The following is a 21,661-nucleotide window of genomic DNA, read 5'->3' as shown; positions in this document are numbered from 1 at the left end:
CCGCCACTCAGACACCACCGGCACGTCCCACCACCTCCTCCACCTCGTGAGAGAACGGCATCGCCGCCGCACACGCCAGCCGCGAGGCGACGATCGCCCCGGCCGCGTTCGCGTACCGCATCACCGTCTCCAGCTCCCATCCCGCCAGCAACCCGTGGCACAGCGCCCCGCCGAACGCGTCTCCCGCGCCCAGCCCGTTGACCACCTCCACCGGCACCGGCGGGACCTCCAGGGCCGTCCCGTCGCGGTGGACCGCCAGCACGCCCTGCGGTCCGCGCTTGACGACCGCCAGTTCCACGCCCGCCTCGAGCAGCGCCCGCGCCGCCGCGTGCGGGTCCGACTCGCCCGTGGCGATCGCGCACTCCTCCACGTTGCCCACGGCCACCGTCGCCGACCGCAGCGCCCGTTCGTAGAACGGCTCGGGCTTCTCCCGCCACAGCATCGGCCGCCAGTCCAGGTCGAAGACCGTGGTCCCCGTCCGCGCGCGGGCCTCCAGCGCCGCCAGTGTCGCCTCCCGTGAGGGCTCCTCGCTCAGGCCCGTGCCCGTCATCCAGAACACGCGGGCCGCCCGGACCGCTGCCAGGTCCACCTCGTCCACCGCGATCTCCAGGTCCGGCGCCTTCGGCAACCGGTAGAAGTACAGCGGGAAATGGTCCGGCGGGAAGATCTCGCAGAAGGTGACGGGGGTCGGCAGCCCGGGGACCTCGGACACCCACCGGTCGTCCACCCCGAACCCCCGCAGCTCGGAGCGCAGGTACCCGCCGAAGGGGTCCGCGCCGGTCCGGGTGATCACCGCCACCCGCCGCCCCAGGCGGGCCGCGGCGACGGCCACATTGGTCGGGGAGCCGCCGAGGAACTTGCCGAAGGTCTCCACCTCGGCCAGTGGAATGCCGGTCGTCAACGGGTAGAGATCCACCCCGATCCGGCCCATCGTGATCAGGTCGAAGGCGAGCGGATCGCCGGTGCCGGTCACAGTCAGTCCTCCCATCGGTCCTCCACCCTAAGGTGGCCGTTATGACGTCCTCCCCGCCCGCGTTGACCCGTATCCGCATCGGTTCGGCCCCGGACTCCTGGGGTGTCTGGTTTCCCGACGACCCCGGGCAGACCCCGTGGGAACGGTTCCTCGACGAGGTCGCCGACGCCGGGTACGAATGGATCGAGCTCGGCCCCTACGGCTACCTGCCCACCGATCCCGCCCGACTCACCGAGGAAACGGCCAAGCGCGGGCTGCGCGTCTCGGCCGGAACCGTCTTCACCGGACTCCATCACGGGCCCGCCGTGTGGGAGGACACCTGGGAGCACGTGTCGCGGATCGCGGCGCTCACCCGGGCCATGGGCGCGGCCCACCTCGTCGTCATCCCTTCCTTCTGGCGGGACGACAAGACCGGGGAGGTACGGGAGGACCGCACCCTCACACCCGCCCAATGGCATGAACTGGCCTCCCAGACCGAGCGCCTCGGCCGGGAGGTGCAGGACCGGTACGGGCTGCGGATCGTCGTCCATCCGCACGCCGACACCCACATCGACACCCCGTCGAACGTGGCCCGCTTCCTGGACGCCACCGACCCCGATCTCGTCTCCCTCTGCCTGGACACCGGGCACTACGCGTACTGCGGCGGCGACAGCGTGCAGGCGATCGAGGCCTTCGCCGAACGGATCGGCTACCTCCACCTCAAGCAGGTGGATCCGCGGATCCTCGCCGAAGTCGTCGCGGAGGGGCTGCCCTTCGGGCCGGCCGTGGGCCGTGGGGTGATGTGCGAACCGCCCTCCGGGGTGCCCGCGCTGGAACCGGTCCTCGCGGCGGCCCAGCGTCTGGACGTGGACCTCTTCGCCATCGTGGAGCAGGACATGTATCCGTGTCCGCCCGACCGGCCGCTGCCGATCGCCCGGCGGACCCGCGCCTACCTCCGCTCCTGCGGCGCCCGCTGACCCTTCGGAAGAACCAGAGGAGTACGACATGAGCACGCTCGGCATCGCCGTCATCGGCACCGGGAAGATGGGCGCCGACCACGTACGCCGGATCGGGGGGACGGTCGGCGGGGCCCGCGTGGTGGCCGTGGCCGACCCGGACGGGGACCGGGTCAAGGAGGTCGCGGGCACCCTGGACGGGGTGACGGCGCACACCGACCCGGCGGCCGCGATAGCCGCACCCGGGGTTCAGGCCGTCCTGATCGCCTCGCCCGGACCCGCCCACGAGGAGGCGATCCTGCACGCGCTGGAGCGGGAGCTTCCGGTGCTGTGCGAGAAGCCGCTGACCCCCGACCCGGCGGGGGCGCTGCGCGTCATGGAGGCCGAACAGCGGCTGGGGCGGCGCCTGGTGCAGGTGGGCTTCATGCGGCGGTACGACTCGGAGTACGAGCAGCTGAAGAAGCTGCTGGACGCGGGCGGCATCGGGCGCCCGCTCTTCCTGCACTGCCGGCACCGCAACGCCTCCTCGCCGTCGTTCTTCACCAGCGACATGCTGATCAGCGACTCGGTGGTGCACGAGGTGGACGCGGCCCGCTGGCTGCTGGGTCAGGAGATCACCGCCGTGACCGTGCTCTCCCCCCGGCCCTCGGCGGCCGCTCCCGAAGGGCTCAGCGATCCCCGGCTGGTGCTGCTGGAGACCTCCGGCGGGGCCGTCGTCGACGTGGAGATCTTCGTCAACTGCGGTTTCGGCTACCAGGTGCAGTGCGAGGCGGTCGGCGAGGCGGGCAGTGCCCGGATCGGCGACGGCCACGCGATGGTGGTGCAGTCGGCGGGCCGCTGGGGCGGCGCGATCGACCAGGACTTCACGGTGCGCTTCGCCGACGCCTACGACCGGCAGCTGCGCAGCTGGGTGGCCGCGGCCGGGCACGGCCGGGTGGCGGGACCCGACGCGTGGGACGGCTACGCGGCTGCCGCCGTCTCCGAGACGGGCCTCGCGGCGGCGCGCAGCGGCGTACGGACCGTGGTGGAGCTGGCGCAGCGCCCGGCCCTCTACCTCTGACGCCCCGCCAGTGACTCGCCGCCGGACCTCCCCGGACCCCTGTGGCTCTCTTGTCACAGAGGTCACCCTTCTGTCACGCATGTCCGCATTACTCGGGTCTTCCGTCACAGGCGGTCTACAGGCCCTCCCCTGTGCTCACCGCGCGTCGTTCCCCGGGCAGAACCCGAGTGATCGTCAGTGTCCACGCGCCGGCTCCCCCGACGGCCTCCCGGCCGGCCCCGCGGCGTGGACAAGGAGGTGTCCAGCATGAGCGACCGACAGCTCTGGTCGTACAAGGAGATCGCTGCCCACATCCGGGTCCAGCCGGACACCGTGCGCTCCTACCGCAAGCACGGCCTGCTCCCCGCCCCCGATCACGTGGAAGGGGGCAAGCCCTACTGGTACGCCGACACCGTGCGCGCCTGGGTGGCCCGCCGGCCCGGGAACCGGGGCCGCCGCGAGGACTGACCGCCGCGGCGCCGGATGAGGGGACCCACCCCCGGGCCCCTCACCCGGCCCCTGCGCCCGGCCCTCTCCTCCCGGGCCTGCGCCCGCCCTTACGTCCCGGCCCCGACGGGTATCCGGTCCGCCTCCGGCACCGGGGGCGGGGGCGCGGACTCACCCTCGCTGAGCCCGAACCTGGCGTGCAGCCGGCGCAGCGGGGCGGGCGCCCACCACGTGGCCCGGCCGGTCAGCTTCATCACCGCCGGGACCAGGAGGCTGCGGACGACCATGGCGTCCATCAGGACCGCCAGCGCGATCCCGAGGCCCAGCATCTTGGTGTTGGTCACCCGGGAAGTACCGATGGCCACCATCACCACCGCCAGGATCACGGCGGCCGCGGTGATCAGCCCGCCGGTACGGGCCAGCCCGGTCCGGACGGCGCTCTCGTGGTCCCCGGTCCGGTCGTACTCCTCCTTGATACGGGATATGAGGAACACCCCGTAGTCCATGGAGAGCCCGAAGGCGATGCAGAACATCAGCACCGGCAGGGTGGTCTCTATGTCACCGGTGGCGGTGAAGGCGAGGAGCCCCGAGAGGTGGCCCTCCTGGAACACCCACACCACGGCCCCGAACATGGCCGTCAGGCTGAGGGCGTTGAGCAGCACCGCCTGCAGGGGTATCAGCAGACTTCCGGTGAGCAGGAACACCAGCAGCAGGGTGGCCAGGACCACCAGGGCCGCCGCCGCGGGCAGGGCGCCCGCGATGGCCTTCTGCGCGTCCACGAGGACGGCTGCCTGTCCGGTGACCGAGGTCGTGAAGCCGGGGTCCACGGCGCGGACCTCGTCGACCAGGTCCTGGGCTCGCTCCCCCACGGCCTCGCCCTCCACGGCGACCGAGAAGGAGGAGTACGCGCTTCCCTTCGCGGAGCCGACCGGACCGTCGACCCGGACCACCCCCGGCAGGGCGGCCAGCCGGTCCCGGTAGGCCTCGAGGTGGTCGGGTCCGGGTGAGCCCTCGACGAGCACGGTGAGACCGCCGCCGGGGCTGCCCGGGAAGTGGTCCCGGATCTGCTCCTGCACCACATGGGAGGGGGCGTCCTTCGGGAGCTGCCGGTCATCGACCGTGCCGAACTTGACCCCGGTGAAGGGCAGTCCGAGCAGCAGCAGGCCCACCGTGGTGGCCACGGCGAACACCGGGGCGCGCCGCATCACGAGGGCTGCCGTCCGCCCCCAGCCCCTCCCCGTCTCCGCGGCCCCGGCAGCGGCGGCCGCGGGACGGCCGCGCCGCCACAGCCGGCGCAGGTCGAGGGCGTTGACACGCTCGCCGAGGAGTACCAGCGCGGCCGGCAGCAGGATCAGTGCTGCCGCCGCCGCGAGCAGGACCACCGCGACCCCGGCGTAGGCGAAGGAGCGCAGGAAGTACATCGGGAAGAAGAGCATGGCCGAGAGCGAGACGGCGACGGTGAGCGCCGAGAACAGCACGGTGCGCCCGGCGGTGCGCAGGGTGGCCCCGACGGCCGCCACCGGATCGCGCCCGGCGGCGAGTTCCTCTCGGAACCTGCGGACGATGAACAGGGCGTAGTCGATGGCGAGTCCGAGACCGAGCGCGGTGGTCAGGTTCTGCGCGAAGACCGAGACGTCGGTGACCTCCGTCAGTCCGCGCAGGACGGCATTGGTGCCGAGGATGGCCACGATGCCGACACCCAGCGGGAGCAGGGCGGCGACCGCGCTGCCGAAAACGAGGACGAGCAGGACGAGGGTGACCGGCAGCGCGATCAGCTCGGCGCGCAGCAGGTCCTCCTGGATGGTCTCGGTGACCTCGCGCTGGACGGCGGCGGGACCGCCGAGCGACACCCGCACCGGGCCGTGCGCGCCTTCGTAGCGCGGGGCTATGCGTTCCAGGGTCGCGGTGGCCGTCTTCTCGTCGCCCTGGACCCGGGCGGCGATGAGCGCCTGTCGGCCGTCCTCGGAGCGCAGCGCGGGCAGGTGCGCGCGCCAGTACGAGCCGACGCCGATGACCCCCCGTTCGGCGGCGAGTGCGGTGGTGAGCCGTTCGGCCTCGGCGGCGACGGCGGGGTCGTCGACCCCGGCGGTGCCCGCCGGGGCGTCGACGAGCAGGAGCAGGTTGGGCTCGGAGTGCGGGAACTCGCGCTCCAGGGCCCGCGCGGCGTAGGTGGACTGGGCGCCCGGGTCCTCCCAGCCACCACTTCCCAGCCGGTCGGCGACGCCGCCGCCCGCGACCACGGCCAGGGCCGTGACCAGCAGGGCGAGCAGCAGCGTGAGCCGCGGCCGGGCCGTGACGAACCGGGTCCACCCCCCGTCCGCCCCGGAGGACGGCGGATTCTTGACTTCGGACATGACTCGGTGTCCCCTTCACCGTGATTGCCAGGCCGCATAGACTGGCAAACACGAGCACTCGCTCGCGTTTTTCAAGAATGCGAGCGATCTCTCGCGTTTGTCAATCACCCACGGGAAGCAGGGGATTGGACATGCCGGGGACACCCACGGGCAAAAGCAACGAAAAGGGGATCAAGAACTCCGCCGCGAGCGAGAATCCCACCGCCGCCAAGAGCCCCGCCACCCCCCGCCGCCGCCAGGCCCGCGGCGAACGCCGGATCTCCCAGCTGCTCGCGGCCGCCGCAGGCGTGTTCTGCCGTACCGGCTACGCCTCCGCCAGCACCAACGCCATCGCGCGCGAGGCGGGTGTCTCGCCGGGCACCCTCTACCAGTACTTCCCGAACAAGGAGGCCATCGCGATCGAGCTCGGCGGCCTGCTGCTCCAGCGCGCCAAGGAGACGCACGGCCAGGCCTTCCGCCCCGAGAACCTGCGGCGCCCCCTGCCCGAGCTGCTCGATGCCGTCCTCGACCCGGTCATCGCCTTCAACTGCGAGAACCCGGCCTTCTGGGCCCTCATGCACGGCACCGGCGTCCCCGGCATCGCCCAGGAGCACGAGGAGCTGCACGAGGGCCTGCTCACCCGGGTCGAGGCCGTGCTGCGCGACTTCTGCCCCGCGGCCACGACCCACGAGATCGCCCACACCTCGAACATGATCCTGGGCATCTTCAAGTCGTCCCTCGACCTGATCCTGGCCCACGAGGGCGACGAGCGCGCCGCCTACACCGCCGAGCTCAAGACCGTCCTGCTGCGCTACCTGGAGCCGATGATCACCACGACTCCCCCTCGCTGACCCGCCCGGCCCGGCCGGTCCGCTCCACCTCGGCGCCCTCCGGGCCCCGGGCGCGGGCCAGCAGCCGCAGCCCCACCGGCGGGAACACCAGGACGGACACCATCCCTGCCCCCACCAGCGCCGCCGCCTCCCCCGGGGTCATCATCCCGTCGTCCACGCCGAGCGTCGCGATGGCCACCACCAGCGGCAGCGCGGTGGACCCGAACAGCACGAGGGCCGACCGCTGCGGCCGCCCCAGGTCGCGCGGCGCCAGCAGCCACATGGGCAGCCCGCGCACCACGAGGAACAGCAGCAGGAAGACCGGCAGCAGGACCAGCACCCGCCCGCCCGACAGCAGCGCCTTCAGGTCGAACTCGATCCCCGTGACCACGAAGAACAGCGGCACGAGGAAGCCGAAGCCCATGGCCTCCACCGTCGAGAGCACGGTCCCGCTGCTCTCCGGCGCCGCCCCGTGCAGGACCAGTCGCGTGATCAGTCCGACCGCGAGGGCGCCGAGCAGCACGTTGAGTCCGAGCGCCTCGGACAGCGCCGGCATCGCCACCAGCAGCAGGAGCAGGAGCACGAGTCGTACGGCGAACTGCGCACTGCCGTGCAGGGTCTTGGCGATGACCCGGGAGAACCACGGCGGCTTGGGCCGCAGGGCCCAGAACACCGCCGCCGCCGTCAGTAGCGCGAAGGCCGCCAGCAGCGCCGCCGAGCCGGCCGGGGCCCGGCCGCCGAGCAGCAGCGACATGGCGATGATCGGCCCGAACTCGCCCACCGCTCCCATCGCCATCATCACGGCCCCGAACCGCCCCTGAACTGGATCTCGTACCCGGCCAGGAAGATCAGCACGGCCAGCCCGAGCTGGCTCAGTACGTCGACCACCTCGCCCGTCCCGGCCCAGCCGAGCACGTCCGGGCCGATCAGGATGCCGAGCAGGATCTCGAAGATGACCAGCGGGACCGACAGCCAGCGCGAGACCCCGAAGACGAGCAGGGGGGCGAGGACGGCGGCGGCCATGATCAGGACGAGGCTTCCCGAGTGATCCATATCAGCCATTTACGTACAGCACGCCCATACCGCCCAGTTTTCCCACGCGGAGCGAAAGACTGGGAGCCGATACTCGCATTCATACCCCCCAGGGGTATAATCTCGAAGTGTCGGGAGGACGGTGGAGCCATCGGCCACCCCTCCCGGTGACCGGCACACGCCCCTGAAGAGGAGAACGACATGACCGCCGAGACGGACACCCAGACCACCACCGTCTACCGGGTGACCGGCATGACCTGCGGACACTGCGAGGGCGCGGTGACCACCGAGATCTCCGCCCTGCCGGGCGTCAGCACGGTCAAGGCCGTCGCCGCGACCGGTGAGGTCACCGTGGTCTCCGCCGGCCCGCTCGCGGACGAGGACGTACGCGCCGCCGTGGACGAGGCCGGCTACGAGTTCGCCGGACGGGTCTGAGCGGCCGCCCCTCCCGTACGGCACCCGCGGCAGCCCCGCGGAACCCTGCCGGGCCGTGCCGGCCAGCTCATACTGGTCCCGTACGGCCCGGCCATCCCCCTGGAGCCGGAACATGAGCAGCAGCACTGTGCACGACGGACCGATAGCGGCGGTCGAACTCTCGATCGGCGGGATGACCTGCGCCTCCTGCGCGGCCCGCATCGAGAAGAAGCTCAACCGGATGGACGGCGTCGAGGCCACGGTGAACTACGCCACCGAGAAGGCCCGCGTCTCCTACACCGGTGACGTCCGGGTCGCCGACCTGATCGCGACCGTCGTCAAGACCGGCTACACCGCCGAGGAGCCCCCGCCGCCGCCCGCCCCGGAAGCCGCCGAAGAGGTACGTGCCGAGGCCGGGGCCGAAACCCCCGACCCGGTGCTTGCCGCGCTGCGGCAGCGGCTGCTGGTCTCCGTCGCGCTCGCCCTGCCCGTCGTCCTGCTCGCGATGGTCCCGGCGCTCCAGTTCGACAACTGGCAGTGGCTCTCCCTGACCCTCGCGGCCCCCGTCGTCATCTGGGGCGGCCTCCCCTTCCACAAGGCCGCCTGGACCAACGCCCGGCACGGCGCCGCCACCATGGACACCCTGGTCTCGGTCGGCACGCTTGCCGCCTTCGCATGGTCGCTGTGGGCCCTGTTCTTCGGCCACGCCGGCATGCCCGGCATGCGCCACGGCTTCGACCTCACCATCTCCCGTACGGACGGCTCCTCCGCCATCTACCTGGAGGTGGCGGCCGGCGTCGTCTCCTTCATCCTGCTGGGCCGCTATCTGGAGGCCCGCTCCAAGCGGAAGGCAGGCGCGGCCCTCAAGGCCCTGATGGAACTGGGCGCCAAGGACGTGGTCGTCCTGCGCGCCGGCCGGGAGGTCCGGATCCCGGTGGGCGCGCTCGCCGTCGGCGACCGGTTCGTCGTCCGCCCCGGCGAGAAGATCGCCACCGACGGCACCGTCGTCGAGGGCAGTTCCGCCGTGGACGCCTCCATGCTGACCGGTGAGTCCGTCCCGGTCGACGTCACCGCGGGCGACTCCGTCACCGGAGCCACCGTCAACACCTCCGGACGCCTGGTCGTCGAGGCCACCCGGATCGGCGCCGACACCCAGCTCGCCCGGATGGCGAAGATGGTGGAGGAGGCGCAGAACGGCAAGGCCGAGGTGCAGCGACTGGCCGACCGGATCTCCGGGATCTTCGTGCCCGTCGTCCTGGTGCTCGCGCTCGGCACCTGGATCACCTGGCTGCTGATCACCGACGACCCCACCGCCGCCTTCACCGCCGCCGTGGCCGTCCTGATCATCGCCTGCCCGTGCGCCCTGGGACTGGCCACCCCGACCGCGCTGATGGTCGGCACCGGGCGCGGCGCGCAGCTCGGCATTCTGATCAAGGGGCCCGAGGTACTGGAGTCCACCCACCGCGTGGACACCGTCGTCCTGGACAAGACCGGCACCGTCACCACCGGCCGGATGACCCTCGACGGCGTCCTCCCCGCCGCGGGCGTCGACGCACACGAACTGCTGCGCCTCGCGGGGTCCCTGGAGAACGCGTCGGAGCACCCGATCGCCCGGGCCGTGGCCACCGGGGCGGCGCAGCGGGCCGGCGCCCTTCCCGTACCGGAGTCCTTCGAGAACATCGCCGGGCTCGGCGTCCAGGGCGTCGTCGACGGCCACGCCGTCCTGGTGGGCCGCGAGCGGCTGCTGGCCGACTGGTCGATCGAGCTGCCGGCCGCCCTCGCCGAGGCCAAGGAAACCGCCGAGGCCGCGGGCAGCACGGCCGTCCTGGTGGCCTGGGACGGGGCGGCGCGCGGGGTCCTGACGGTGGCCGACGCGGTCAAGGAGACCAGCGCCGAGGCGGTCGCCCGGCTGCGGGCGCTGGGCCTCACCCCGGTGCTGCTGACCGGCGACAACCGGGCCGTCGCCGAGACGGTGGCCCGGGAGGTGGGCATCGACGAGGTGATCGCCGAGGTGCTCCCGCAGGACAAGGTGGACGTCGTACGCCGCCTGCAGGCGCAGGGCCGTACGGTCGCGATGGTCGGCGACGGGGTCAACGACGCGGCCGCGCTGGCCCAGGCGGACCTGGGGCTGGCCATGGGCACCGGCACGGACGCGGCCATCGAGGCGGGCGACCTGACCCTCGTACGGGGCGACCTGCGGGTCGCGGCGGATGCGATCCGGCTCTCCCGCCGGACCCTGGCCACGATCAAGGGCAACCTGTTCTGGGCCTTCGGCTACAACGTGGCGGCCCTGCCGCTGGCCGCGGCCGGCCTGCTCAATCCGATGATCGCCGGGGCCGCGATGGCCTTCTCCTCGGTCTTCGTGGTGACCAACAGCCTCCGGTTGCGGTCCTTCCGCTAACGGACCCCCCTCCGCACGGTCCGCACACTTCCTTCACAGGAGACGCAGATCACAGTGACCACAACGTAACCATCCGGGGTCGCCGTGGGTCTAATGGGGCGATACCAAGAACGTCTTGGGGGACGTTTCACGGAGACCTGGGGGGTTTCCGTGGGTATCCGCCGGCCGGGACACGTACCCGCGGGAGGCTTTGAGCGGCCCTCCCGGACGAACGGGTCCCGGCACACCGACGCCCCGGCTCGGGTCCCGTGGGGGGAATCCGTTTCGGGGAAAAGGGAAGCGCCCCGACCGTCGACCCGTGGGGGGATCGACGGCGGGGCGCTTCTCGCACTCCGGTCACCTGTGGTGCCGTCCGCGCGGCCGCACGCCGCGCGACGGGAAAGCCTCGGGTCAGCGGGCCTCTACGGGAACGAAGTCGCGCAGGACCTCGCCGGTGTAGATCTGGCGCGGGCGACCGATGCGGGAACCCGGCTCCTTGATCATCTCGTGCCACTGGGCGATCCAGCCGGGCAGCCGGCCGAGTGCGAAGAGCACGGTGAACATCTCGGTGGGGAAGCCCATCGCCCGGTAGATCAGACCGGTGTAGAAGTCCACGTTCGGGTAGAGGTTGCGCTCGACGAAGTAGTCGTCGGCCAGCGCGTGCTCTTCCAGCTTGAGCGCGATGTCGAGCAGCTCGTCGCTCTTGCCGAGCGCCGAGAGGACATCGTGCGCCGCAGCCTTGATGATCTTCGCCCGGGGGTCGAAGCTCTTGTAGACGCGGTGTCCGAAGCCCATGAGCCGGACGCCGTCCTCCTTGTTCTTCACCTTGCGGATGAAGGCGTCGACGTCGCCGCCGTCGTTCTTGATGCCTTCCAGCATCTCGAGGACGGACTGGTTGGCGCCACCGTGCAGCGGACCCCACAGGGCCGAGATGCCGGCGGAGATCGAGGCGAACATGTTCGCCTGCGAGGAGCCGACCAGACGCACGGTGGAGGTCGAGCAGTTCTGCTCGTGGTCCGCGTGCAGGATCAGCAGCTTGTCGAGCGCGGAGACCACGACCGGGTCCAGGTCGTACTCCTGGGCCGGCACGGAGAAGGTCATGCGCAGGAAGTTCTCGACGTAGCCGAGGTCGTTGCGCGGGTAGACCACCGGGTGGCCGACCGACTTCTTGTACGCGTAGGCCGCGATCGTCGGGAGCTTGGCCAGCAGCCGGATCGTCGAGAGGTTGCGCTGCGTCTCGTCGAACGGGTTGTGACTGTCCTGGTAGAACGTCGACAGCGCGCTGACCACGGAGGACAGCATCGCCATCGGGTGCGCGTCACGCGGGAAGCCGTCGTAGAAGCGCTTCACGTCCTCGTGGAGCAGCGTGTGCTGGGTGATGTCGTTGCGGAACGACGCGAGCTGGTCGACAGTCGGCAGCTCGCCGTTGATCAGCAGGTACGCGACCTCGATAAAGGTCGAACGCTCGGCCAGCTGCTCGATCGGGTAGCCGCGGTATCGCAGGATGCCCTGCTCACCGTCGAGGTAGGTGATCGCGGACTTGTAGGCCGCGGTGTTGCCGTAGCCACTGTCCAAGGTGACGAGCCCGGTCTGGGCCCGCAGCTTCGAGATGTCGAAGCCCTGGTCACCGACGGTGCTCTCGACCACCGGGTAGGTGTATTCACCGTCCGCGTACCGGAGTACTACAGAGTTGTCGCTCACGTCATCCCTCACCGACGTAGTGCCTCTTCTTCGAGGTGCCCTGACTGCCCCTACCTTCCCCCATTTGGCGCAGGAGAGTGCACTCGGGGTCGGCGTTTGGTGCATTCGACGGCACTGAGTGCCGTCAAGCTGCTCATCCTGCCCCCTTCACACCGGTGCGGGAACCCCAAATGATCGATCATTTAGGTGATGTTTCCCACCGGTATCCGGCCGGACAGCCTGGCAGCGACCGCCGTGTACCTCCTGCCTGCGGAAACGGTACGCACCGCCTGCCCGAGGGCCTTGCGGGACCCGACGAGGACGACCAGTTTCTTCGCCCTGGTCACCGCCGTGTAGAGCAGGTTGCGCTGGAGCATCATCCAGGCCCCGGTGGTGACGGGGATCACCACGGCCGGATATTCACTCCCCTGTGAACGGTGAATGGTGACGGCGTACGCGTGGGCCAGCTCGTCGAGCTCACCGAATTCGTACACGATCTCCTCATCCTCCTCCGTCCGCACCGTCAGGCGCTGTTCGTCCACGTCCAGGTCGGTGACCACGCCGACCGTGCCGTTGAAGACGCCGTTCGCGCCCTTCTCGTAGTTGTTCCGGATCTGGGTCACCTTGTCGCCCACCCGGAAGACCCGGCCGCCGAACCGCTTCTCCGGCAGGTTCGGCCGGGCCGGCGTCATCGCCTGCTGGAGCAGCCCGTTGAGGTTTCCGGCGCCGGCCGGGCCGCGGTGCATCGGTGCGAGCACCTGGACGTCCCGCCGCGGGTCGAGCCCGAACCGGGCCGGAATCCTTCGGGCCGCCACGTCCACGGCCAGCACGCCGGCCGCCTCGGTGTCCTCCTCCGGGAAGAGGAAGAAGTCGGGGAGTCCGTCGGTGATCGGCGGCAGGCCGGTGTTGATCCGGTGGGCGTTGGTGACCACCCCGGACTGCTGGGCCTGCCGGAAGATCCGGGTCAGCCGTACCGCGGGCACCGGGCCGCCCTCGGCCAGCAGGTCCCGCAGCACCTGCCCGGCGCCGACCGAGGGCAGTTGGTCCACATCGCCGACCAGCAGCAGGTGCGCACCCGGCGCCACCGCCTTGACGAGCTTGTTGGCCAGCAGCAGGTCGAGCATCGAGGCCTCGTCGACCACGACCAGGTCCGCGTCCAGGGGGCGGTCCCGGTTGTACGCCGCGTCCCCGCCCGGTTTGAGCTCCAGCAGCCGGTGCACCGTGGAGGCCTCGGCCCCGGTGAGCTCGGCCAGTCGCTTCGCCGCGCGGCCGGTGGGCGCGGCCAGCACCACCTTGGCCTTCTTCGCCCGGGCCAGCTCGACGATCGAGCGCACGGTGAAGGACTTGCCGCAGCCCGGCCCGCCGGTGAGCACGGCGACCCGGCGGGTCAGCGCCAGCCTGACCGCGTCGCGCTGCTCGGAAGCGAGCGTGGCCCCCGTCCGTCCGGCGAGCCAGCCCAGGGCCTTGTCCCAGTCCACGTCCTGGAAGCCCGGCATCCGGTCGTCCTCGGCGTGCAGCAGCCGCCGCACCTGCCCCACCAGGGACAGCTCGGCCCGGTGGAAGGGCACCAGGTACACGGCGGTCAGCGGGTCCGGCCCGCCCTGCGGATCCGGTACGGGCTCCCGTACGACCCCTTCCGGGTCCGCGGCCAGCTCGGCCAGGCAGTCGATCACCAGCCCGGTGTCCACCTGGAGCAGCTTGACCCCGTCGGCGATGAGCCGCTCCTCGGGCAGGAAACAGTGCCCCTGGTCGGTGGACTGGGACAGGGCGTACTGGAGGCCCGCCTTGACCCGTTCGGGACTGTCGTGCGGGATGCCGACGGCCTGGGCGATGCGGTCGGCGGTGAGGAAGCCGATGCCCCACACGTCGGCGGCGAGCCGGTAGGGCTGGTTCTTCACCACCGAGATCGAGGCGTCGGCGTACTTCTTGTAGATGCGCACGGCGATGGAGGTGGAGACGCCGACGCCCTGGAGGAAGACCATGACTTCCTTGATGGCCTTCTGCTCCTCCCAGGCCGCGCCGATCAGCTTCGTCCGCTTGGGGCCGAGCCCGGGCACCTCGATCAGCCGCTTCGGCTCGCCCTCGATGACGTCGAGGGTGTCGGTGCCGAAGTGCTCCACGATCCGGTCGGCGATCTTCGGGCCGATGCCCTTGATCAGGCCGGAGCCGAGGTAGCGGCGGATGCCCTGGATGGTCGCCGGCAGGACGGTCCGGTAGTTCTCGACGGTGAACTGCTTGCCGTACTGCGGGTGGGAGCCCCAGCGACCCTCCATGCGCAGGGACTCGCCGGGCTGGGCGCCCAGCAGCGAGCCGACCACCGTGAGCAGGTCGCCGCCGCCCCGGCCGGTGTCCACGCGGGCGACCGTGTACCCGCTCTCCTCATTGGCGTAGGTGATGCGTTCCAGAACGCCGTCGACCACCGCCAGTTGCACCGCCCGCGGCGCTCCCTCCACTGCTGTCATGACCCGAAACTACCGGGCGGCGCCGACAGCGCGCCGGTCCTGTGGACAACGCGAAGGGGCCACGAGGCGGGCAGCGCGGCAGGGCAAGGCAAAGGGGGTCCCGCCTCGCGGCCGGACCCCCTCACGGTTACCCCTCCCGTGTCGGACTTCCCGATCCCCCCAGATCCCTCCCCGGAAGCACCGACGCACCATACGACCCTCGATATGCCTGGAGGGTTGCATGCGGGATGACAGCTTTACGTTTCCGTTACCCAACGCCTACTCAAGGTGCCGGTGAATCGCCACAGAAGTAGCGTTTCAGGCATGAGTGAATCTTCATTCCAGGACGACGTGCTCGGCGAACTCGGCGACGACAGGCTGAACGAGATCGCCGGGCTGATCGGCACGGACGCCGACGGCGCCAGGGCGACCGTCGAGGAGACCGTCGGCGCGATGACGGGCGACCTCCGGCAGAAGGCCGCCGCGGACGACGCCGACGGCGCGGAGGTGCGCCAGGCCTTCGCCGAGGTGGCCGAGCCGCCGCTGGAGGGTGTGGCCACGCTCGGCGGCCTCGGCGGTCTGCTCAGCGGCACCATGATGGCCGGGGTACTGGCCAAGGTGAGCAAGCCCGTGGCCAACGCCGTCTCGAAGAAGACCGGTATCCCCGCGGCCACCATCAGCAGGGTCATCGAGATGCTGATCCCGGTGGTGCTCGCGGTCCTCGCCAGGCGCGCCTCCGGCAAGGCGGCGGGCGGGGCGGGCGCAGCGCCCGGCGCCTCCCCCGCCCCGGGCGGCGGCCTCGGCGACCTGCTGGGCCAGATCCTCGGCGGCGGCAGGAAGTAGCCGCTCCCGGGGGCCCACCGCCAGCCGGTCCGCCTAGAGTTGCCCCCATGGCTGAGAGCGTGGGGCTCCGCGACCCGGAACCGGGGGACCTGGGGTGGATCGTGCAGCGCCACGGCGCGCTGTACGCCGCCGAGTACGGCTGGAACAGCGACTTCGAGGGCCTGGTCGCCCGGATCGTCGCGGACTTCGCCCAGGACCACGACCCCCACCTCGAACGGGTGTGGATCGCGGAGCTGGACGGCCGGCCCGTCGGCTCGGTGATGTGCGTACGGGAGGAGGGCGCGGCCGGGGCGTCGGCACCCTGCTGGTGGACACCGTCGTGGCCTTCGCCCGTTCGGTCGGCTACCGCGAGCTGGTGCTGTGGACCAACGACGTGCCGAGCGACGCCCGCGGGCTCTACCTGAAGGCCGGGTTCACCCTGATCGCGGAGCGGCCGCACCGCTCGTACGGAGTGAGTCTGACGGGACAGGACTGGCGGCTGCCGCTCCAGGAGGACCGACCGCGCTGAGCCCGGCCGGCGACGGGGCCCGCCGCGCCGCCCCCGCCGGGGCCCGCGAGGTCAGCGCCACCCCGCCCACCAGCAGTACGGCCGCCAGCCAGCGCAGCCCCGAGACGGACTCCCCGAGGACCAGCGCCGCGCAGGACATCCCGAACACCGGGACCAGCAGCGAGAACGGGGCCACCGAGGAGGCCGGGTAGCGGCGCAGCAGGTGGCTCCAGACGACGAAGCCGAAGACGGTGGACACCCAGGCGACGTAGCCGATGACGGCGACCCCGGACCAGTCCAGGGCCCGCAGCGCGGCCAGGTCCCGCTCGGGGCCCTCCAGCAGCAGCGAGAGCGCGAGGAGCGGCAGGACCGGGACCGTGCACACCCACACCATGAAGTTCAGGGCGTCGGGCGGGGCGGCCTTGCGGGTCAGCACGTTGGACACGCCCCAGCAGGCGGCGGCCGCCACGACCAGCGTGAAGCCGAGCACCGGCCCCGAGGTCCCGCCGTCCACCGCGGCGACCGCGATCCCGGCGAGCGCCACGGCCATCCCGAGCACCCGCACCCGGCCCGGCCGCTCCCGCAGCACGACGGCGGCGAGGACGGCGGTGAAGACGGACTGGACCTGCAGGACGAGCGAGGACAGCCCGGCCGGCATGCCGGCGTCCATGCCGGTGAAGAGCAGGCCGAACTTGGCGACTCCGAGGGCGAGCCCGACGCCGACGATCCACTTCCAGGCGGCCTTGGGCCGCCCGACGAAGAACACGGCGGGCAGGGCGGCGACGAGGAAGCGCAGGGCGGACAGGAGCAGGGGCGGGAAGTGGTCGAGGCCGATCTCGATCACCACGAAGTTGAAGCCCCAGACGGCGGCGACGAGCACGGCGAGTGCGGTGTGTACGGGACGCATGCTCCGAGCATCGGACGCTTGACCGTGTAGCACCAGCGCGGATCTCTTCCGGCACAGATGAAGCGTTGCTTACGAATGCTTGTGGTGCCACGATGGATTCATGCTCGATCTCGCCCGGCTGCGCGCCCTGCACGCCGTCTCCGTCCACGGCTCGGTCGCCGCCGCCGCTGCCGCCCTCGGCTACACCCCCTCGGCCGTCTCGCAGCAGATCTCCAAGCTGGAGCGGGAGACCCGCACCACCTTGCTGGAACGGCGCGGGCGCGGGGTCGCACTCACCGAGGAGGCCCGCCATCTGGCCGACACCGCGCAGGAGTTGCTGGCGATCGTGGAGCGCGCCGAGACCACCCTGGAGGAGCGGCGCGGGCAGCCCGGCGGGCTGCTGACGGTGGCAGCCTTCGCGTCGGCGGCGCGCGGTCTGCTGCCGCAGGTCCTGGCCGATCTGGCCCGCCGACATCCGGCGCTGGACGTACGGCTCACGGAGGTGGACCCGCACCTGTCGGTGGAGCTGGTGGCCCGCGGGGTCACCGATCTGGCGGTGGCCCACGACTGGGACATCGCGCCGCTGCCCGCACCCGAGGGGATCGAACAGGCGGTGATCGGGGACGACCTCTGCGACCTCGTGGTGCCGGCCGGGCATCCCTTCACCACGCGCCGGGTCGTCCGGCGCGGCGACCTCGGCGGGGAGCGCTGGGTCTGCCAGCCGCCCGGCCGGGTCTGCCACGACTGGCTGGTACGGACCCTGCGCAGTGCCGGGTTCGAGCCCGATGTCGCGCACGTCGCGGAGGAGAACCACACCATCGTCGCCCTGGTCGCGGCCGGTCTCGGGGTGGCCGTCGTGCCCCGGCTGGGCACCGGTGCGCTGCCGCCGGGAGCGGTCGTGGTACCGCTGGAACCGGGCCCCGTACGCCGGGTGTACGCCCTGTGGCGGACCGGGGCGGCCCGCCGACCCGCCATCACCGAGGCCGTACGGACCCTTCAGCAGCACTGGGCGGACCGGCAGGACTAGGGGGTGTCATCCGGGGGAACCCCCGAGTGTCCGTCACTCCCCGGGCGTACCCCGGCAGTAGGGTCCGGCGCGTGCCGTACCAAGCCTCGCGCCGGAATCTGCTCGCCGCAGCCGCCATGGTCGCCGTCACGGCCGCCGGGGCGGCTTCCGCAGCCGTCGGCCCCCACCGCACCCCCGACGACTCGCGACCCCCCGGCAGCGGACCCGGCAGCGGGCCCGGCCGTCGCCCCGGCCGGGCGCGGCTGCGCGCCCTGGTCGACCGGATGAGCCTCGACGAGAAGATCGGGCAGCTGTTCGTCTCCCGGGCGTACGGGCATTCGGCGACCGATCCCGATCCGGCGGACGCCGAGCAGAACCTGGCGGCGTTCGGGGTGCGCACCGCCGCCGAGCTGGTCTCCCGCTACCACCTCGGCGGGATCATCTACTTCGCCTGGGCCCACAACACCCGCGACCCCCAGCAGATCTCCGCGCTCTCGGTCGGCCTCCAGCAGGCCGCCCTCACCACCGCGGCCCGGATCCCCCTGCTGCTCTCCACCGACCAGGAGCACGGCGCCGTCGCCCGGATCGGCAGGCCCGCGACCCTGCTCCCGGGGGCGATGGCCCTGGGCGCTGCCGGGTCCACCGCCCATGCCCGGCGGGCGGCGCGCATCGCGGGCGCCGAGCTGGCGGCCCTGGGCATCCGTCAGGACTACGCGCCGGTGGCCGACGTCAACGTCAACCCGGCCAATCCGGTGATCGGCGTCCGGTCCTTCGGCTCCGACCCGCGGGCCGTGGCGGAGCTGGTCGCCGCCCAGGTCCGCGGCTACCAGGGCGCCGGGGTGGCCGCCACCGCCAAGCACTTCCCGGGGCACGGGGACACCGAGACCGACAGCCACGTCGGCCTGCCGGTGATGCGCCACAGCCGGGCCGACTGGGAGGAGCTGGACGAGCCGCCCTTCCGGGCCGCGGTGGAGGCGGGCGTCGACGCCATCATGACGGCGCACATCGTCTTCCCCGCGCTCGATCCCTCGGGGGACCCGGCGACCCTCTCCCGGCCGATCGTCACCGGCCTGCTGCGCGAACGCCTCGGTTTCGAGGGGGTGGTGGTCACCGACGCCCTCGACATGGCCGGGGTCCGCCAGAAGTACGGGAACGACCGCGTGCCCGTACTGGCCCTGCTGGCGGGCTGCGACCAGCTGCTGAACGCGCCGGACCTCGCGCTCGCGCAGCGCAGCGTGCGGGCGGCCGTCGAGTCGGGCGAGCTGACGGAGGCGCGCGTCGAGGAGTCGGTGCTGCGGATCCTGGAACTGAAGGCCCGCCGGGGCCTGTTCGACGAGGCCTACACCACGGGCCGGGAGGTGGACACCGTCGTGGGCGTCCAGGAGCACCTCGATGCCGCCGACACGATCGCGGCCGCCACGACCACCCTGCTGGCCGATCCCCGCGGGCTGGTGCCGATCGACGCGACGGACGGACCACGGCTGCTGGTCACCGGGACGGACCCGGTCTCCCCCACGGGTAGCACCGGACCCCCTACGGTCGTACTGGCCCGGGAGCTGACCGCCCTGGGCTGCCGGGCGACGGCGATGGCGCCCACCCGCGCCGTGGCCGCCGCGGCCGGTCACGCGGCGGTGCTCGTGTGCACGTACAACGTGCCGGAGGGCGAGAGTCCGCAGCGCACGCTGGTGGCGGACCTGATCGCGACCGGCGTCCCGGTCATCACCCTGGCCGTCCGCAACCCGTACGACCCGGCCCGGCTGCCGGTCTGCGCGGCGGAGCTGGCCACGTACGGCTGGACGGACGTGGAGATGCGGGCGGCGGCCCGGGTGCTCACCGGGGCGGCGCGGCCCGTGGGCCGCCTCCCCGTCCCGGTCCCGGGCCGCTACCCGCTGGGCCACGGGCTGACGCGCTGATCACTCGCGCCGGCCCGCGGCCCGCGTGCGTCCCGGTTACGGCCGCAGCTGCGGCTCGCGCTCCAGGTCGCGCTGGTCGAGCTGCGCGTCCGGCGCGGCCAGCGGCGCCGCCCGGCCCGCGTCGGCGAGCGCGGCGGCCGGGGCCACCCCGGCCCACTGCAGGATCTTCGCGGTGGCGAGGGCCTTCTCGCCGTCCATCAGCTTGGCCACGTTCGCCCCGTGGTTGGCACCCGGCGCGATCATCACGTAGCTGTCGCGCACCCCGTAGCCGAGGTGGAACGGCTCGGCGCCCCACGGGTCGTTCTGCCCGTAAACGAAGAGCATCCGGTCGGCGTTGTTGCGCACCCACTTGTCGACGTCCGCCATGACCCCCGGCTGGAAGGTCATGGGGATGTCGCGGGGCACGAAGTTGCGCGGCGGCTGGTAGCCGTAACGGCTCAGGCCCTTCAGGTGCGGCAGCTTGATGTCCGGGGAACCGAGCTGCGTACCCGCCTGGTAGTAGTACGGCGTGTAGGTCTCCAGGCCCTGGTCGGCGTAGGCCGAGAAGCCGGAGATCGCGTCGATCGTGTCCCAGATCTCCTGGTCGCTCGCGGCCCTGGCGTCCGGGACGGAGGCGCAGTCGGCGAGCAGGCTGTACTGCCAGAAGGCCCACACGTAGTCGAGCACGACGGCCTCGTAGGCCTTGTCGAGGTTGCCGACCGTGGTGAAGGTCCAGCCGTTCTCGGCGGCGGCGACCGCGTACTTGGCCTCCAGCGGCTCGCGGCGCACGAGCGCCTCGCGCTGCACCGCGTTCAGCCGGTCGCGGCACTCCTTGGTGCCGACCCTGGCGAAGAACCGGTCGTAGGCGGAGTCCTCGTTATTGACGACGTCGTTGGGCGCGACGTACGCGACGACACCGTCCATGTCGCGCGGGTAGAAGCGCTCGTAGTACGTCGCCGTCATCCCGCCCTTGCTGCCGCCGGTGGCCAGCCAGTTCTTCTTGTAGATCTTCTTCAGCGCGGTGAAGATGCGGTGCTGGTCACTCGCGGCCTGCCAGATGTCCAGGTTCGACCAGTTGGCCGGGTCAGGCCGGGAGGGAGTGAAGAATCGATACTCCAGAGACACCTGGTTGCCATCGACGATGGTCGTCGGCTCACTGCGGCGCGGGCTGGTGTTGACGTTGTAGCCGGAGGTGAAGAACACCGACGGCCGCGACACGTCCTTGTGCAGCAGGGTCAGGCGCTGCTTGAAGGTGCCCTTCCACGGCTGCCGGTGGTCCACCGGCTGCTCGTAGTTCAGTACGAAGAAGCGGTAGCCGGGGTACGGCTTCTCCTCGATCAGGCTCATCCCGGGAATGCCGAGGATCTGGTCCTTGATGTCCGTGGCGGCCGCGGGCTCCGCGGCTGTGGCCGCTTGCGCCGTGGAGCCGGCCGCGCCCATGGTGCCGATGAGCACCACGAGCGACAGCAGCCATCCGAGCGTCTTGCGCATTCACCCTCCCCTTGAGTTCACTTCGGTCGCCGTGAACCTAGCCGGGCCAACGCGCCACTGACCAGACCTAGTTGGGCCTGACCCTCAGCACAGGATCCAGCCGGAATCGACCGATCCGGACCCCACGCTCCCCTTTACATACACGCAGCGGCTGATCGCGCCCACCGTGACGGGACCGGCATATCGGGTGAATCGCCCGGCTTCGCGCACCGGGGCCCCACCGCGCGGCTGGATGCTCACCGCCATCCGCCGCCGCTCACCGAAATCCCTGGCCACGGTCATCGCGCAGGCCTGGTTGCGGCTCTTGTAGACGCGCACCTCACCCGTCTCGAACGCCACCGTCCTGGCCAGTCGCCCCCCACAGCCCTCACTCGCGGCCCGCGCCGCCGACGGCGTGAACAGCCCGCCCGCACAGAGCCCCAGCACCGCGGCGAAAACCCCGAGAGACACGACCCGGCGGCCCCACCCTCCCCGTCCCTGTAACACCCTGCCCCCGATCGGTCGTACGTGCAGCGCACGTACACACGTACGACGCCCGAGGTTCCCGGAAGG

At 71.8% G+C, this 21,661-nt stretch carries 16 protein-coding genes and 2 pseudogenes; 10 read left to right on the top strand and 8 right to left on the bottom strand.

From position 1 onward, the window contains the following. Nucleotides 1-7: 7 nt before the first annotated feature. Nucleotides 8-988, bottom strand: coding sequence for a 5-dehydro-2-deoxygluconokinase (iolC, locus tag ACIQZO_RS12105; RefSeq protein ID WP_403623956.1), 981 nt, complete (start codon nucleotides 986-988; stop codon nucleotides 8-10). A 26-nt stretch (nucleotides 989-1,014) separates the two neighbouring features. Here iolC and ACIQZO_RS12100 point away from each other — a divergent pair, with 26 nt between their 5' ends. The 3 genes from ACIQZO_RS12100 to ACIQZO_RS12090 all read left to right on the top strand — a co-directional run bounded on the left by ACIQZO_RS12100 (nucleotide 1,015) and on the right by ACIQZO_RS12090 (nucleotide 3,415). Further along, nucleotides 1,015-1,929 (top strand): sugar phosphate isomerase/epimerase family protein, encoded by a 915-nt coding sequence (locus ACIQZO_RS12100; protein ID WP_403623953.1) that lies wholly within the window; start codon nucleotides 1,015-1,017, stop codon nucleotides 1,927-1,929. A gap of 28 nt (nucleotides 1,930-1,957) precedes the next feature. Further along, nucleotides 1,958-2,968: a Gfo/Idh/MocA family protein gene (locus ACIQZO_RS12095; RefSeq protein ID WP_403623950.1), complete on the top strand. Its 1,011-nt coding sequence runs from the start codon at nucleotides 1,958-1,960 to the stop codon at nucleotides 2,966-2,968. Between the two features lie 246 nt (nucleotides 2,969-3,214). Further along, entirely contained in the window at nucleotides 3,215-3,415 is a 201-nt protein-coding gene (locus tag ACIQZO_RS12090; protein ID WP_030384769.1) for an AlpA family transcriptional regulator, read from the top strand. Between the two features lie 89 nt (nucleotides 3,416-3,504). Here the strand turns inward: ACIQZO_RS12090 and ACIQZO_RS12085 are convergent, their stop codons facing one another. Next, a complete protein-coding gene (locus ACIQZO_RS12085) occupies nucleotides 3,505-5,748 on the bottom strand; it encodes an MMPL family transporter (protein ID WP_403623946.1) in 2,244 nt (747 codons plus the stop codon). Between the two features lie 131 nt (nucleotides 5,749-5,879). Between ACIQZO_RS12085 and ACIQZO_RS12080 the strand changes: the two genes are divergently transcribed. Beyond that, nucleotides 5,880-6,578 carry a TetR family transcriptional regulator gene (locus tag ACIQZO_RS12080; RefSeq protein WP_403623943.1) on the top strand — a complete coding sequence of 233 codons (699 nt, stop codon included), beginning with the start codon at nucleotides 5,880-5,882 and terminating at the stop codon, nucleotides 6,576-6,578. Here the strand turns inward: ACIQZO_RS12080 and ACIQZO_RS12075 are convergent. Next, nucleotides 6,556-7,610 (bottom strand): annotated as a pseudogene (locus ACIQZO_RS12075) (cation:proton antiporter). The gene ACIQZO_RS12080 and the pseudogene ACIQZO_RS12075 sit on opposite strands and share 23 nt — an antisense overlap. A gap of 180 nt (nucleotides 7,611-7,790) precedes the next feature. Here ACIQZO_RS12075 and ACIQZO_RS12070 point away from each other — a divergent pair. Next, nucleotides 7,791-8,024, top strand: a complete 234-nt coding sequence (locus ACIQZO_RS12070; RefSeq protein WP_403623940.1) for a heavy-metal-associated domain-containing protein — start codon at nucleotides 7,791-7,793, stop codon at nucleotides 8,022-8,024. Between the two features lie 112 nt (nucleotides 8,025-8,136). Beyond that, nucleotides 8,137-10,404: a heavy metal translocating P-type ATPase gene (locus tag ACIQZO_RS12065; protein ID WP_403623937.1), complete on the top strand. Its 2,268-nt coding sequence runs from the start codon at nucleotides 8,137-8,139 to the stop codon at nucleotides 10,402-10,404. A 390-nt stretch (nucleotides 10,405-10,794) separates the two neighbouring features. Here the strand turns inward: ACIQZO_RS12065 and ACIQZO_RS12060 are convergent, their stop codons facing one another. Both ACIQZO_RS12060 and ACIQZO_RS12055 read right to left on the bottom strand, forming a co-directional pair. Then, nucleotides 10,795-12,084 (bottom strand): citrate synthase, encoded by a 1,290-nt coding sequence (locus ACIQZO_RS12060; protein ID WP_030716028.1) that lies wholly within the window; start codon nucleotides 12,082-12,084, stop codon nucleotides 10,795-10,797. A gap of 182 nt (nucleotides 12,085-12,266) precedes the next feature. Then, complete coding sequence (locus ACIQZO_RS12055) at nucleotides 12,267-14,525, bottom strand: ATP-dependent RecD-like DNA helicase (RefSeq protein ID WP_403623934.1); 2,259 nt, start codon at nucleotides 14,523-14,525, stop codon at nucleotides 12,267-12,269. Between the two features lie 303 nt (nucleotides 14,526-14,828). On the opposite strand from ACIQZO_RS12055, the gene ACIQZO_RS12050 reads away from it, so the two are divergent. Both ACIQZO_RS12050 and ACIQZO_RS12045 read left to right on the top strand, forming a co-directional pair. Next, a complete protein-coding gene (locus ACIQZO_RS12050) occupies nucleotides 14,829-15,347 on the top strand; it encodes a DUF937 domain-containing protein (RefSeq protein WP_403623931.1) in 519 nt (172 codons plus the stop codon). A 44-nt stretch (nucleotides 15,348-15,391) separates the two neighbouring features. Next, nucleotides 15,392-15,855, top strand: a pseudogene (locus ACIQZO_RS12045) (GNAT family N-acetyltransferase); the annotation flags it as partial. Here ACIQZO_RS12045 and ACIQZO_RS12040 read toward each other — a convergent pair. Beyond that, entirely contained in the window at nucleotides 15,761-16,741 is a 981-nt protein-coding gene (locus ACIQZO_RS12040; protein ID WP_403623928.1) for an EamA family transporter, read from the bottom strand. The pseudogene ACIQZO_RS12045 and the gene ACIQZO_RS12040 sit on opposite strands and share 95 nt — an antisense overlap. A gap of 100 nt (nucleotides 16,742-16,841) precedes the next feature. Here ACIQZO_RS12040 and ACIQZO_RS12035 point away from each other — a divergent pair, with 100 nt between their 5' ends. Beyond that, a complete protein-coding gene (locus ACIQZO_RS12035) occupies nucleotides 16,842-17,747 on the top strand; it encodes a LysR substrate-binding domain-containing protein (protein ID WP_403623925.1) in 906 nt (301 codons plus the stop codon). A 116-nt stretch (nucleotides 17,748-17,863) separates the two neighbouring features. After that, nucleotides 17,864-19,639: a glycoside hydrolase family 3 N-terminal domain-containing protein gene (locus ACIQZO_RS12030; protein ID WP_403624269.1), complete on the top strand. Its 1,776-nt coding sequence runs from the start codon at nucleotides 17,864-17,866 to the stop codon at nucleotides 19,637-19,639. A gap of 36 nt (nucleotides 19,640-19,675) precedes the next feature. On the opposite strand, the gene ACIQZO_RS12025 is transcribed toward ACIQZO_RS12030, so the two are convergent. Further along, nucleotides 19,676-21,109, bottom strand: a complete 1,434-nt coding sequence (locus tag ACIQZO_RS12025) for a S28 family serine protease (protein ID WP_403623922.1) — start codon at nucleotides 21,107-21,109, stop codon at nucleotides 19,676-19,678. An 84-nt stretch (nucleotides 21,110-21,193) separates the two neighbouring features. Then, nucleotides 21,194-21,448 (bottom strand): hypothetical protein, encoded by a 255-nt coding sequence (locus tag ACIQZO_RS12020; RefSeq protein WP_403623919.1) that lies wholly within the window; start codon nucleotides 21,446-21,448, stop codon nucleotides 21,194-21,196. Between the last annotated feature and the right edge of the window lie 213 nt (nucleotides 21,449-21,661).

Source organism: Streptomyces sp. NPDC097617, assembly GCF_044761485.1.
Lineage (GTDB): Bacteria > Actinomycetota > Actinomycetes > Streptomycetales > Streptomycetaceae > Streptomyces.
The sequence above is the reverse complement of the archived record's forward strand: the minus strand, read 5'-3'. Positions and strand labels throughout refer to the sequence as shown.